The organism is Aminobacter anthyllidis, from assembly GCF_018555685.1.
Lineage (GTDB): Bacteria > Pseudomonadota > Alphaproteobacteria > Rhizobiales > Rhizobiaceae > Aminobacter > Aminobacter anthyllidis.
In genome coordinates this window covers 22,149-35,945 of the sequence record NZ_JAFLWW010000001.1, presented here as the reverse complement: position 1 = coordinate 35,945, position 13,797 = coordinate 22,149, and the positions used below count along the sequence as shown (strand labels likewise).

The following is a 13,797-nucleotide window of genomic DNA, read 5'->3' as shown; positions in this document are numbered from 1 at the left end:
ACGGCCGAACAGGCAGATCTGGCACATCACAGCTTCCCGATAGTCATTTGAATATGGCGGCAACATGGCTGGGCCGCCTTCTATCGCTTGCCGCTGAGCTAAAAAAGGAAGAGCCGGTGCATTTCTGCAACCGGCTCTGCGACTGGGGGTCGTTCCTTTGGAAGGATGGGAATAGGGCAGTAAGGCAGAAGGGCAGTCAGAATGAAGCGTGCCACCGGGGGGCATGTTGACCCATTGCCCTGCTGCCTTACTGCCCTATTCCCCTTCCCTGCACACTTACATCCGGTAGGCGATGGTGTCGTTCCAGAAGCGGTCGAGACGCTGCAGGGCGCGGTTCATCTGCTTGAACTCGTCGGTGTTGATGCCGCCGACATGCTCGATCGAGCCGACATGGCGATCGTAGAGGCCAGCAACCACCTCGGCCACATCCTGGCCCTTGGGCGTCAGGCTGACGCGGACCGAGCGACGGTCGATGCGCGAGCGCTGGTGATTGATGAAACCGAGCTCGACCAACTTCTTGAGGTTGTAGGAGACGTTCGAGCCGAGATAGTAGCCGCGTGAGCGCAATTCGCCGGCGGTCAGTTCTGCATTGCCGATGTTGAAGAGCAGCAGAGCCTGGATCGCATTGATGTCGCTGCGGCCGTTGCGATCGAACTCATCCTTGATAACGTCAAGAAGACGGCGATGAAGTCTTTCAACAAGCTGCAGAGATTCCATGTAAAGCGAGCGGATCGCTTCGTTACGGTCCTCGGAAACCATGGCGGGCTTGGCCACCTGACGCGAATTGATCATTGTCTTTGCCTCTCTGTTTTCGCCTGGTGACTTTTTTGTTTGATGTCACCTTGATCGCGAACTTATCGAATACCCATAAAATTCGACTTAAACGTCAGGCTTAACAAGGGCTTACCGACCACTGGTTTCGAAAGAGGGTTAATGAACCCCCTTCCGAGTAAGAATAATTAACCTTGTATTTTACGGGATGGCCGCCAACGCGCTGAAAGCGTTGGCTAGTGCGCGGCGCGGCGCCTTTTCAGGTGCAGGACAATGCGGAAGGCCGCGTAGATCAATGCCACCACGATGTGGGAGACAATGATCAGCGGCCGGCTTCCGAACAGTTCGGGGAAGCCGGCATACATGACGATTTCGGTTACGGCGCAAATGAACCAGATGACCGGCCCCCAGGATGACAACATCCACAGGCCGATGGCGGCAAAGGGGAAGAACACCGAAAGCGTCACCGCCGCGACCTGCCAATGGATCGGCATCAGGTCGAAGCGCCAGAGCGAGCCGTCATAGAGACCGATGAGACGAACCCAGTAGAGGATGCCGAACAGCAAGCAGTAGGCAGCCACCACGCGCAGGAACAAGGCGAAGGCGTTCTCTATCGCCGAGGGGTGCATCTCGCGCAGGCGGCTTGCGCTGTCGATCACAGGGCGAGTTCCCTGTCGCCGAGCGTTTCGAAATAGCGATCAATGTCGAGGGGATCGACATCCTCAAGTCGGGCCGGCCGCCATTGCGGCACCGAACCCTTGTCAATGAGCACGGCGCGGATGCCTTCATAGAAGTCGCGGCCGGCCAGCATGCGGTTGAGGATGCGGAATTCCATCCGCATGCAGTCTTCCATTGACATGGTCAGGCCCGCCCTCACCTGCCGGAACGCGACCGACAAGCTCGTGGGCGAACGCTGCAGGATGGTCGCAAGCGTCTTCTGGGCGAACTCGCTCGAATCCGTTTCCAGGCTGGCAATGATGTCAGACAGCGTCGGCGCGGAGAAATGCCTGGCGATCGCCTCAAGCGTTTCGCGCTCGGTCTCGCGCTTGGCCGGGCGGAAGAAGTTGCGCAGCATCGCCTCCGGCTCGCCGGTTTCGCACAGGCGCTCCAGCAGCCCGATCTGGCCGTCAGCAGAAATCGTGTGTGTCGCAAGGCCCGACCACAACGCGTCGCCATAACGGATCCGGTTGCCGGTCAGCGCCAGATACATGCCAAAATGGCCGCCGAGGTCGGGCAGCAAATGGCTGCCGCCAACGTCGGGGAAGAAGCCGATGCCGACTTCCGGCATGGCGAATTGCGCATTCTCGGTCATCACCCGGTGCGAACCATGAAAGGAGATGCCGACGCCACCGCCCATGACGATGCCATCGATGAGCGAGATGTATGGCTTGGGATAGCGCTGGATCTGGGTATTGAGGCGGTATTCATCGGCGAAAAAGTCGACCGGAGCATTTCCGGCGAGGCCGGCGTGATAGACCTGCAGGATATCGCCGCCGGCACAAAATGCCCTGCCCTCGGCCTTGACGACGACAATTGCGACGTTGGGGTCAACCTGCCATGCGGTGAGTGCTCTGGACAGTGCCAGGACCATCTTGTGGGTCAGCGCGTTCAGCGCCTGCGGCCGCGTCAGGGTGACGATGCCTGCGGCTCCGGAGCGCTCGAAGCGGATTTCGTCGTCGCCGCCAAAGTCCATGTCCACTGGAATCCCTCGCATTCAGGCTGAGTGTGCAGAGCTAATGTGGAGCGCATGGGTGCGTCAATGCCGCAGGTCCCATCCTGCATCTTGGTCTTGGGCAAACCGGCATGCTAAAAACTGCACAATTGCCGGAGAATGCCGATGAACAAGTTCACCCCAGCCAAGCCAGCAGGCGCACGCAGCGTCGACGAGATCACCGGCAGCCGCCGCCTGCGCCGCATGCGCAAGGCCGACTGGTCGCGCCGCCTCGTCCAGGAAAACCGCCTGACGGTGGACGACCTGATCTGGCCGATTTTCATCATCGACGGTGAGAACCGCAAGGAAGCCATCCCGGCGATGCCCGGCGTGTTCCGCATGTCGGTCGATCTCGCAGTCAAGGAAGCGGAACGGGCGGCAAAGCTCGGCATTCCGGCACTCGCCACCTTCCCCAATGTCGAGATGGGCCTGCGCGACCAGACGGGCGCGCATATCCTCGAGCCCGACAACATCATCAACCGTGCAACCCGCGCCATCAAGGCGGCAGTTCCAGAGATAGGCATCATCACAGACGTCGCGCTCGACCCGTTCACCAGCCACGGCCATGACGGCATTTTGCGCGACGGCATCATCGTCAATGACGAAACGGTAGCCCAGGTCGCAGCCGCAGCCGTGCTGCAGGCCGCGGCCGGCTCCGACATCATTGCGCCTTCCGACATGATGGACGGCCGCATCGGCGCTATCCGCGACGCGCTCGACGACAACGGCTTCCACGACGTAGCGATCATGTCTTACGCGACCAAGTTCGCTTCCGCCTTCTATGGCCCCTACCGCGAAGCCATCGGTACGCAGGGTCTGCTCAAGGGCGACAAGAAGACCTACTACATCGACCACGCCAATTCAGACGAGGCAGTGCGCGAGGCCGAGCAGGACCTCGCCGAGGGCGCGGACATGCTGATGGTCAAGCCCGGCCTGCCTTATCTCGACATCATCCGCCGGCTCAAGGACGAGTTCCGCGTGCCGACCTTCGCCTACCAGGTGTCGGGCGAATACTCGATGATCAAGGCAGCCGGCGCCAATGGCTGGATTGATGGCGAAAAGGCGATGCTGGAAAGCCTGCTCGCCTTCAAACGGGCCGGCTGCGACGGCATCCTGACCTACTTCGCGCCCGAAGTGGCTGAGATGCTGAAGGGCTGAGGCTGGGCCTGACCCGACAGGATTTGTCACAGCTAGCGCCGGGATTCTTGAATCCGGCGCTGCAATTCCCATTTGTTTTGCTGCGCGGGCAATCTCGTCCGCCAATAGAGGAAGCTATGACCGCACGCGTTCTGGACGGCGAAATCATCAACAGCAGGCTCGACGACAGCCGCGCCTATGACGGCGTACGCACCCGCCGCATCCTGGCGTTCCTGATCGACTATCTGATCGTCGGTCTTCTGATGATCCCCTTCGCCATCGTCATCTTGTTTCTCGGCATCCTGACCCTCGGCCTCGGCTGGATGCTGTTCGGCGTCCTGTTTCCAGCGGTTGCACTGCTCTACATCTGGATGACGCTGGGCGGACCAAACCAGGCAACGACCGGCATGCGCATGATGGGCATCCGGCTCGACCGGCTCGACGGCAGGCCGATCGATGGCCTCCTGGCGGTGGTTCACTCCGTCCTGTTCTGGGCCGGCAACGTCGTGCTGACGCCGCTTGTCCTCCTGGTTAGCCTGTTTTCAGACCGCAAGCGCACGCTGCATGACCTGCTGCTCGGCACCGTGGTCAGCCGCAGCGACAGCTAAAATTGCCATTCGGCGAGTCAAAACGGGCACTTGCGCCAAAATGTGAAGGCAAAGACTCTCCTTGCCTTCACATTCATGTTGAATTTTTCGCAGGCAGCGCCAAGCTAGGGAACATTGATTGGGAGTCTTCCTGACGCTCGATGACGCAGCATCCGACCCATTCTCCGCAATTCTTCCTGACGGCGCCGTCCCCCTGCCCCTATCTTGAGGGACAGTTCGAACGGAAAGTCTTCACCCACCTGGTCGGCGACAAGGCGCCGGAGATGAACGACCTGCTGACCCAGGGCGGCTTCCGGCGTTCGCAGAACATCGCCTATCGTCCGGCCTGTGAAACCTGCCGCGCTTGCGTTTCCGTTCGCATCCTGGCTCAGGAGTTCAAGGCAACGCGTAACATGCGCAGGGTGATCGAGCGCAATTCTGACCTCGTCGGAGCCATGCACAACGCCGAGCCCTCGACAGAGCAGTATTCGCTGTTCCGTTCCTATCTCGATGCCCGCCACCGCAAGGGCGGCATGTCCGACATGACCGTGCTCGACTACGCCATGATGGTCGAGGACACGCATGTCGTCACCAAAGTGATCGAATACCGTCGCCGCGGCCCAGACACGTTCATTACCGGCCAGGGCCAGGGCGAGTTGATGGCGGTGGCGCTGACCGACCAGATGTCGGACGGCCTGTCGATGGTCTATTCCTATTACAATCCGGAAATGGACGAACGGTCGCTTGGCACCTTCATGATCCTCGACCATATTGCCCGCGCGCGCGCCTTGGGCCTGCCCCACGTCTATCTTGGCTACTGGGTCAACGGTTCGCGCAAGATGAACTATAAGGTACGCTTCACACCTCAGGAGCATCTCGGCATGAAGGGCTGGGAACGTTTCGAAGGCGACATCTGAGCCCGTCCGGCCCGTTTTCCACGCTGCCGTCGACCATCTGGCAGGGAAATACGTGGCAAACACCCAATCGAACCACTCCAAGGGATTGTTGCTGACCGGCCTCGGTGGCTTGGCGCTGACCGTCGACATTCCGCTGATCAAGCTTGCGGATGGCAATCACTGGTCGATCCTGATGATGCGCAGCGGCGTGACATTCGTCGCGGCCATCATCATCTGGCTGGTCTGGCGCTCGTTCAGCCGCAACGCGCCGCAGCTCGTTCCCGGTCGCGCCGGGCTGGTGGTCGCCGGCCTCTATGGCCTCGGCTCGATCGCTTTCATTACGGCGGTCTACAACACCTCGACGGCCAACCTGGTGTTCATCCTGGCCTTCAACACAGTATTCGCCGCCGTACTGTCGTGGCTGTTCCTCAGGGAAAGGCCACGCCCCGCGACCATGCTTGCCATGCTGGCGATGGTCTGCGGCGTACTCATCATCGTCAGCAGTTCGATCGGAACCGGCCATCTGTTCGGTGATCTGATGGCGGTATGTTCGGCCTTCTGCATCGCATCGGCCATCACCATTTCACGCTCCAGCGACAAGGACATGGGCTTCACGGCCCTGGTCGGCGTACTCCTGCCAGGCCTGGTCGCGGCCGTCATGGTTGCCAAAACCGGCTTTCACGTCGAAGCGCCGTGGTGGATCATCTTCAACGGCGCGGTGATCATGCCGATCTCGTTCTTCTGCCTCGCCAACGGCCCGAAATACATCTCCGGGCCGGAAGTCGCGATGTTCTACCTGCTCGAGACAGTGCTGGCGCCGATCTGGGTATGGATGATCTTCGCCGAGGTTCCGACGCGCAACAGCCTGATCGGCGGCGCCATCCTCATCGTCACGCTTGTCGCCCACTCGGCCTGGCAGCTTTCCGAGGGCCGCAGGCGCAAGGCAAGCCTTGCAAGGCAGCCGGCGTAACCGCTGCCTTTGTCGCGACCGGGACCGGCTTGGCGGTTGCTCGCCCCTACCCGGCCTGCTTGGTCGGCACGTCGCTGCGGATGGCTTCGATGGTGCGCGGCGTGTCGCTCTCGGGCAGCGCATTGGCAGCCGCAAGCATCGCCGCCTCGTCGGTAAGCTCGATCTCGCGAATCCACTCACGCCAGATGGCGACCAACAGTGCCATCAGCACCGGTCCAATGAACAGGCCGAGCAGGCCCATTGTCTTGACGCCACCGATGAGACCGAAAAAGGTCGGCAGGAACGGGAGCTTGATTGGTCCGCCGACAAGCTTGGGGCGCAGCGTCTTGTCGACGATGAAGAGCTCTGTCGCGCCCCAGGTAAACAACACCGCGCCCGCAACCGGCGAGCCGCTGGCGACCAGATAGATCGACACCAGCGTGAAGCACAACGGCGCGCCGCCAGGGATCAGTGCCATGAAACCGGTGATCACGCCCAGCGTCACCGGCGACGGCACACCCGCGACCCAGTAGGCGACGCCGAGCACGACGCCCTCGCCGATGGCAATGACAGTCATGCCCATGACCGTGGCACTGATCGTTTTGGGTACCACGCGCGAGATCCGCTCCCAGCGCATCGGCAGGATACGCTCGCCGAGGCGGTCGAGTTGGGCAACGAAGGATTCGCCGTCGCGATAGGTGAAGAACAGGGCGATCAGCATGAACAGCAGCGTCAGAAGGATACCAAAGGCACTGCCGCCGAAGGCGAGCACGCCGCGGTAGATGCTGCCGATATTGGCGCCGCTGACGAGCTGGATCAGTTCGCCAATGGCGCCGGGATGGCCGACATTGCGCGTCCATTGCTCGTTCAGCCATTCGCCTGCGACTGGCAAATTGGTAATCCATCCTGGCGTCGCCGCGCCATGGCGATTGGTCTCCACCGCCCAGCCGACCCAATCGCGAATCTCATTGACGGCGTAGGTCGCAGCAAAAGAGATCGGCACGACAAGGAAGGCGACGATGAAAATCAACGCCAGCGTGGCGCCGATGGTCCTGTTGCCGTCAACCGCCGTCAAAAGCCGGCGATAGAGCGGCCAGCTGGCGAAGGCGATGACGAGTGCCGCCAGCACCGGCACCAGGAAGCCGTGGAAGAAATAGATGCCCGCCGCAACGATCAGCACCAGCAGCCAGCGCGCGGCCGAAAGCGGCGGCACCAAAGCGGCACGCATCGGCTGGGACGGACCGAACAGCCTCGGCTCTCGCTCCGGTTTGCGGGGATTGGTCACGTTCAAGAGCCTAAATCTCCTCGGCCCCGAAATGGACCCGCTTAAGCCCGGCGCTGACTTCAACGCAGGTGAGGAGATCATAGAGCCTAATCCAGTGCCGCGCACCAAAACTTTGCCGCGCTGCACTCGCTCAATGGCTCACCACGCCCCTAGCCGAAACGGCCGGTGCGAGGAAACCCCTTGGGCACCATGCGTCCCGCAGTAGCGCGCGTGCCAATCCATTCGAGCAGTTCCTCGCGCGACCGGGTGAAGGTGCGTTCGGCCGAATCCAGCCAGCTGAGCCCGCTCTCCATCGTGAACGTCTTCACGTCGAGCACGCCGCCGTCCTTGTACTTCTGCAGCCTGACGCCCTTGCCGCGCGTCATTTCAGGAATCTGCTCGAGCGGGAAGACGAGCATCTTGCGGTTCTCGCCGACGATGGCGAGATGATCACCCTGGAGCGTGATGCAGCGCTTGGCTTCATCAGGCGTCTTGATGTTCATCACCTGCTTGCCCTTGCGGGTATTGGCGACGACCTCTTCCTCGGGAACTGTGAAGCCGTTGCCTTCGTGGCTGACCAAAAGCAGCTTGCGTTTGGGCTCGTGGACGAAAGCGGTGACGATGTCCTGGTCGTTGTCCATGTCGACGATGATGCGGATCGGCTCGCCATGGCCGCGACCGCCCGGCAGCCGGTCGGCGCCGATGGTGTAGAACTTGCCGCCGGTGGTGAAGACCAGAATCTTGTCGGTTGTCTGGGCAGGGAAGGCGAGCTTGAGGCTGTCGCCTTCCTTGAACGTGAGTTGCGAGTAGTCGGCGAGATGCCCCTTCATCGCGCGCAGCCAGCCCTTCTCCGAGACGACGACCGTTACCGGCTCCTTCTCGATCATGGCGTGTGCGATATCGGTGAGGTCATGATCCGGCGCTTCGGCGAAGACTGTGCGGCGGCGGCCAAGCTTGGTGTCGGGACCGTAGTGCTTGCGCACCTCGCTCACTTCCCACTTGATGGTCGCCCACTGCTTGGCGTCCGACGCCAGCAACGATTCGATCTGCTTCTTTTCAGTGCTGAGCGCATCGAATTCCTTGCGGATTTCGAACTCCTCGAGCTTGCGCAGCGCCCTGAGGCGCATGTTGAGGATGGCTTCGGCCTGATTGTCCGTCAGATCCCATCGCGCCATCATCGTGCGCTTGGGTTCATCCTCCTCGCGGATGATGCGGATCACCTCGTCGATGTTGAGGTAGGCGATCAGGTAACCGGCAAGGATCTCAAGCCGCTTCTCGATCTCGCCGAGACGGAACTTCGAGCGGCGAACAAGCACCTCGCGGCGGTGGTCGAGCCATTCGCGCAGCACGCTCTTGAGCGACAGCACGTTCGGCACCTTGCCGCGCGACAGCACGTTCATGTTGAGCGGGAAACGGCTTTCAAGCTCGGTGAGCTTGAACAGCGATTCCATCAACAGGCCCGGATCGACGGTGCGGCTCTTCGGCACCAGAACCACGCGGATGTCTTCGGCCGACTCGTCGCGGATGTCCTCGAGCAGCGGCAGCTTGCGGGCCATCAACAGCTCGGCGATCTTTTCGATCAGCCGCGACTTCTGCACACCATAGGGAATCTCGGTGACAACGAGGTTCCAGGTACCCCTGCCCTGGTCTTCCTGCTGCCACATGGCGCGCATGCGGAAGCCGCCACGGCCTGTCTCGTAGGCGTTGACGATCGAGGCCCAGTCATCATCGACACTGCCGCCGGTGGGGAAATCGGGACCACGAACCTTGCAGCCGAAGCGCAGTTCGGGATCATCCTTGATGCGCTCCCACTCGCCGGGCGAGGTCATCAGGTCGGTGACCGCGGCATCCGGATTGTCGATAAGGTGAAGGGCAGCACTGCACAGCTCGGCGGCGTTGTGCGGTGGAATCGACGTCGCCATGCCGACAGCGATGCCGGACGAACCGTTGGCGAGCAGATTGGGGAACGCACCTGGCAGGACGACAGGCTCTTCGTCTTCCTCATTGTATGTCGGGCGGTAGTCGACGGCATCCTCGGTGATGCCTTCGAGCAGCGACACCGACACTTCGGTCATGCGCGCTTCGGTGTAACGCATGGCGGCGGCGCTATCGCCGTCGATATTGCCGAAATTGCCCTGCCCGTCGACGAGCGGGTAGCGAACCGAGAAATCCTGCGCGAGGCGCACCAGCGCATCATAGATCGACTGGTCGCCATGCGGGTGAAACTTACCCATGACCTCGCCGACGATACGGGCGCATTTGGCAAAACCCTGATCGGGGTTGAGCCTCAGCAGCCGCATGGCGTGCATGATGCGGCGATGGACCGGCTTCAGTCCGTCGCGTACGTCGGGCAATGCCCGGTGCATGATGGTCGACAGCGCATAGGCCAGATAACGCTCTTCGAGCGCCTTCTTCAGATCGACCGGTTCAATGTTGTCGCCGCTACCGTTTCCGGGCGGCAAAAGCCCTTTTCCCATGGGGTTGGACTAGCGGAACGGGCGATTCGCGACAAGGGCATTCGGCAAAAGCAAGGGCTACCCGGATCTCAGTGCGACAAATCTGCCCGCTCGCTAAAGTAGCAATCACGCGAGCAGTTGGTCATTCACCATTTTTGCGCGTGTTGCTCAGCAGTGATTGCCTTTTGGATCGAATTGCGGCCATTGTCGTCACGTCGCCTTCTTCCGGTCCAGTTCGTGGCTGACGTAAGGCTGAATCATTTCACAAGTCTCAGGGATCTATGATGACGCAACACCGCTCTGCATTCCGCAAGCTCGCACTCACGACCTTCCTGTTCTCGCTTCCGCTCAATGCAGCATTCGCCCAGGATGCCACTGCGGTCGCCGAGCGGCTCAAGTCAGTGCTCGCCGGCCAGAACCTGACGCTCGCCTGGACCAGCGTCACAGGCGATGCCTCGGAAGCCGTGCTCGAGGGAACGAGCATCCAGATGGCTGGCGAAGGCAAGCCGTTTTCCATCGGCAAGCTCACGCTCAGCGGCATCACCGAAGAGAATCGCGGCTTCAAGATCGAGACCATCACGACCGAGCCCTATAGCCTGAACGAAGGCCCGACCAAGGTCGAGGTCAGCCCGCTGACGCTCGGCAATGTCACGCTGCCGGCCTCCGACTCGACCGACCTGCTGGCATCGTTCCTGATGTACGAGACCGCGAATCTCGACAATGTCAGCGTCAAGATCGGCGACAAGCAGGCCTTCCAGATGACCAACTTCGCAGCCGAGGTGACCCCTCCGGCCGACGGCAACGCCATGGAGTTCACCGGCTCGGCCGAGAAGTTCACGGCTGACCTGACCCTGGTCGAAGACCCGCAGTCCAAGGCTGCCATCGAAGCGCTCGGCTATCAGAACATCTCGGGCGATTTCCAGATGGAAGGCACCTGGCAGCCGACCGACGGCCGCATGGCGCTGTCGAGCTACGACGTCACCGTCGACAACGCCGGCACGCTCGGCATGACCTTCGACCTCGGCGGCTACACCGTCGAATTCCTGAAGTCGGTGCAGGAACTGCAGAAGAAGATGGCAGCCCAACCGGAAGGCACTGACAACTCGGCCCAGGGCCTGGCCATGCTCGGCCTGATGCAGCAGCTGACCTTCAACGGCGCGACCGTCCGCTTCGACGACGATTCGGTGACCAACAAGGTGCTGGAATACCTCGCCAAGCAGCAGAACATGACGGCGAAGGACATCGCCAACCAGGCCAAGGCGATCGTGCCGTTCCTGATGATGGAACTGAACAATCCGGAACTGTCGACCCAGGTGACCACGGCTGTCACCGCCTATCTCGATGCTCCCAAGTCGATCGAGATCGCAGCCAAGCCGGCCTCGCCGGTTCCGTTCGCATTGCTCGCCGCCAGCGGCATGTCGAACCCCAAGGACCTGCCCAAGACGCTCGGCCTGACGGTCACGGCCAACCAGGACTGATCCTGGCGGCCACGTCCCGAAACGAAGCCCGGCAGCGATGCCGGGCTTTTTGTTGAGTCGAAAGAGTCGCTTGCGCGGACTGCTTAAGCTTCTTTCTTGGCCACCGCGACGCGCAGCGACAGCTCGCGCAGCTGCTGGGGCGTTGCTTCCGACGGCGCGTTCATCAGCAGATCCTGCGCCTGCTGGTTCATCGGGAACAGCGTCACTTCACGCAGGTTCTTGGCGCCGACAAGCAGCATGATCACGCGGTCGACGCCGGCAGCCATGCCGCCATGCGGCGGGGCGCCGTATTGGAAGGCACGGTAGAGGCCGCCGAACTGCTCCTCGACTTCCTCGCGCGACTTGCCGGTCAGCTCGAACGCCTTGACCATCAGTTCGGGCAGCTGGTTGCGGATCGAGCCGGAGGCGATTTCGAAGCCGTTGCAGACCATGTCGTACTGATAGGCCTTGATCGTCAGCGGGTCCTGGTTGTTCAGCGCATCCAGGCCGCCCTGCGGCATCGAGAACGGATTGTGGGCGAAGTCGATCTTCTTTTCTTCTTCCAGCCATTCGTAGAACGGGAAGTCGATGATCCAGCACAGCTCGAAGCGGTCGCGGTCGACGAGGTTGAGCTCCTCGCCGGCGCGGGTGCGGGCAGCACCGGCGAAAGAGACGAACTTCTTGGGGTCGCCGGCGACGAAGAAGGCGGCGTCGCCGTCCGACAGGCCAAGCTGCTGGCGTATCGCTTCGGTGCGCTCTTCACCGATGTTCTTGGCGATCGGACCAGCGCCTTCGAGCTTGTCGCCTTCCTTGCGCCAGAAGATGTAGCCGAGACCCGGCTGGCCCTCGCCCTGCGCCCAGGAATTCATGCGATCGCAAAATGCGCGGCTGCCACCGGTCTTGGCCGGGATTGCCCAGACCTCGACCTTGGGGTTGGCAGCGATCATGCCCGCGAACACCTTGAAGCCCGAACCATCGAAATGCTCGGTGACAGGCTGGATCTCGATCGGGTTGCGCAGGTCGGGCTTGTCGGTGCCGTAGGTGCGCAGCGCCGTGTCATAAGGAATACGGCGGAACTGCTGGGTGACCGGCTTGCCGTCGGCAAACTTCTCGAACACGCCGCGCATCACCGGCTCCATCGTGTTCCAGACGTCTTCCTGGGTCACGAAGCTCATTTCGAGGTCGAGCTGGTAGAATTCGCCCGGCAGGCGGTCGGCGCGCGGGTCCTCGTCGCGGAAGCAGGGCGCGATCTGGAAGTAGCGGTCGAAGCCTGCAACCATCAACAGCTGCTTGTACTGCTGGGGCGCCTGCGGCAGCGCGAAGAACTTGCCCGGATGGATACGCGACGGCACCAGGAAGTCGCGCGCGCCTTCCGGCGACGACGCCGTCAGGATCGGCGTCGAATATTCGGTGAAGCCCTCGCCCGTCATGCGGCTGCGCATTTCGGCGATGATCTTGGTGCGCGCAACGATGTTCTTGTGCAGCGTTTCGCGGCGCAGATCGAGGAAACGGTACTTGAGGCGGATGTCCTCGGGATACTCCGGCTCGCCGAACACCGGCAGCGGCAACTCCTTGGAGACGGACAGAACCTCGATTTCCTTGGCAAAGACTTCGATCTCGCCGGTCGGCAGGTTGCCGTTGACGGACTCGGCCATACGCGCCTTGACCTCGCCGTCGACGCGGATGACCCACTCGCCACGCACGGTCTCGGCGACCTTGAAGGCAGGCGAGTCGGGATCAGCGACGATCTGGGTCAGGCCATAGTGATCGCGCATGTCGATGAACAGCAGGCCGCCGTGATCTCGCACGCGATGCACCCAGCCGGACAGGCGAACGGCTGAGCCGACGTCGGATTTCCTCAATTGAGCGCAGGTGTGGCTGCGGTAACGATGCATGGCAATATTCCGGTTCGGGCTGTTGTCAAAAAGGCGCCGGAGCGTCCGATGCGCCCGGGCCGAAATTTGGCGCGAAAAGCGCATGGGTACCCGGTTTTGTCAAGGTAAAGCCACTTCGGGCCGATCGCTGGTCGCCCTAAAAGCGCTTCTTCAGCCATACCCTGGAGTGCCCGGCCGGATAATCGTCGATGCGGCCGAACTCTTCGTATCCCAGCCGCTTGTAATACTCCGGAGCCTGGAAGGTGTACGAATCGAGATGAACACCGATGCAGCCGCGCTGCCGTGCCGTTTCCTCAGCCTGCCCGAGCAATCGCTGGCCAAGCCCCTCGCCGCGATGAGCGCGGCTGACCCAGAGCCATTCGACAAACAGCCATGTGTACTCGGACGACCCCTTGAGACCGCCTGCAACCGCGCCATTATCACTGCGAGCCACAATCCAGAGATCCTGGTCGTTGTGGGGACCTCCCGCATCGTAGTTGTAGGCGTTCAGCCCGTCGCCGATGAACCTGGCTGTCTCGTCGTCAATGCTGGTGCTCACGGTCAATGTCGTCATCGCGGCCTCGTTCGTCCCTGGCGGTCCCGTGGGCGGCCATAGGCCGCGCGCGCACGCTAACCGCCTCCGTGGCGACAACGTTGGCGCAGTCGACGGAATATGTCGCACCAGCGGCTGACTG

The 13,797-nt window shown here is 61.6% G+C and carries 12 protein-coding genes; 5 read left to right on the top strand and 7 right to left on the bottom strand.

All coding sequences use genetic code 11. The annotated features are described in order from the left end of the window. Positions 1–276: 276 nt before the first annotated feature. The 3 genes from ldtR to J1C56_RS00140 all read right to left on the bottom strand — a co-directional run bounded on the left by ldtR (position 277) and on the right by J1C56_RS00140 (position 2,464). Positions 277–792, bottom strand: a complete 516-nt coding sequence (ldtR, locus tag J1C56_RS00150) for a transcriptional regulator LdtR (protein WP_109576855.1) — start codon at positions 790–792, stop codon at positions 277–279. Positions 793–1,007: 215 nt separating this feature from the next. Next, positions 1,008–1,400: a DUF6163 family protein gene (locus tag J1C56_RS00145; protein WP_214386588.1), complete on the bottom strand. Its 393-nt coding sequence runs from the start codon at positions 1,398–1,400 to the stop codon at positions 1,008–1,010. Between the two features lie 26 nt (positions 1,401–1,426). Further along, on the bottom strand, positions 1,427–2,464 hold the full coding sequence (locus tag J1C56_RS00140; RefSeq protein WP_214385013.1) for an enoyl-CoA hydratase/isomerase family protein: 1,038 nt from the start codon (positions 2,462–2,464) through the stop codon (positions 1,427–1,429). 144 nt (positions 2,465–2,608) lie between these two features. On the opposite strand from J1C56_RS00140, the gene hemB reads away from it, so the two are divergent. The 4 genes from hemB to J1C56_RS00120 all read left to right on the top strand — a co-directional run bounded on the left by hemB (position 2,609) and on the right by J1C56_RS00120 (position 6,072). Continuing rightward, entirely contained in the window at positions 2,609–3,640 is a 1,032-nt protein-coding gene (hemB, locus tag J1C56_RS00135) for a porphobilinogen synthase (RefSeq protein WP_214385012.1), read from the top strand. 116 nt (positions 3,641–3,756) lie between these two features. After that, positions 3,757–4,227, top strand: coding sequence for an RDD family protein (locus tag J1C56_RS00130; protein ID WP_214385011.1), 471 nt, complete (start codon positions 3,757–3,759; stop codon positions 4,225–4,227). A 140-nt stretch (positions 4,228–4,367) separates the two neighbouring features. Then, on the top strand, positions 4,368–5,123 hold the full coding sequence (locus J1C56_RS00125; protein WP_214385010.1) for an arginyltransferase: 756 nt from the start codon (positions 4,368–4,370) through the stop codon (positions 5,121–5,123). 52 nt (positions 5,124–5,175) lie between these two features. Then, on the top strand, positions 5,176–6,072 hold the full coding sequence (locus tag J1C56_RS00120) for a DMT family transporter (RefSeq protein ID WP_214385009.1): 897 nt from the start codon (positions 5,176–5,178) through the stop codon (positions 6,070–6,072). 46 nt (positions 6,073–6,118) lie between these two features. On the opposite strand, the gene J1C56_RS00115 is transcribed toward J1C56_RS00120, so the two are convergent. Both J1C56_RS00115 and parC read right to left on the bottom strand, forming a co-directional pair. Further along, positions 6,119–7,279, bottom strand: a complete 1,161-nt coding sequence (locus J1C56_RS00115) for an AI-2E family transporter (protein ID WP_246591129.1) — start codon at positions 7,277–7,279, stop codon at positions 6,119–6,121. 206 nt (positions 7,280–7,485) lie between these two features. Next, entirely contained in the window at positions 7,486–9,792 is a 2,307-nt protein-coding gene (gene parC / locus J1C56_RS00110; protein ID WP_214385007.1) for a DNA topoisomerase IV subunit A, read from the bottom strand. 263 nt (positions 9,793–10,055) lie between these two features. Here parC and J1C56_RS00105 point away from each other — a divergent pair, with 263 nt between their 5' ends. Next, positions 10,056–11,249 carry a hypothetical protein gene (locus tag J1C56_RS00105; RefSeq protein ID WP_214385006.1) on the top strand — a complete coding sequence of 398 codons (1,194 nt, stop codon included), beginning with the start codon at positions 10,056–10,058 and terminating at the stop codon, positions 11,247–11,249. A gap of 83 nt (positions 11,250–11,332) precedes the next feature. Here J1C56_RS00105 and aspS read toward each other — a convergent pair whose 3' ends face one another. Both aspS and J1C56_RS00095 read right to left on the bottom strand, forming a co-directional pair. After that, entirely contained in the window at positions 11,333–13,123 is a 1,791-nt protein-coding gene (aspS, locus tag J1C56_RS00100) for an aspartate--tRNA ligase (RefSeq protein WP_214385005.1), read from the bottom strand. 136 nt (positions 13,124–13,259) lie between these two features. After that, the gene (locus J1C56_RS00095; RefSeq protein WP_214385004.1) at positions 13,260–13,676 is read right to left on the bottom strand and encodes a GNAT family N-acetyltransferase; all 417 of its coding nucleotides are present in this window, start codon (positions 13,674–13,676) and stop codon (positions 13,260–13,262) included. Positions 13,677–13,797: the final 121 nt, after the last annotated feature.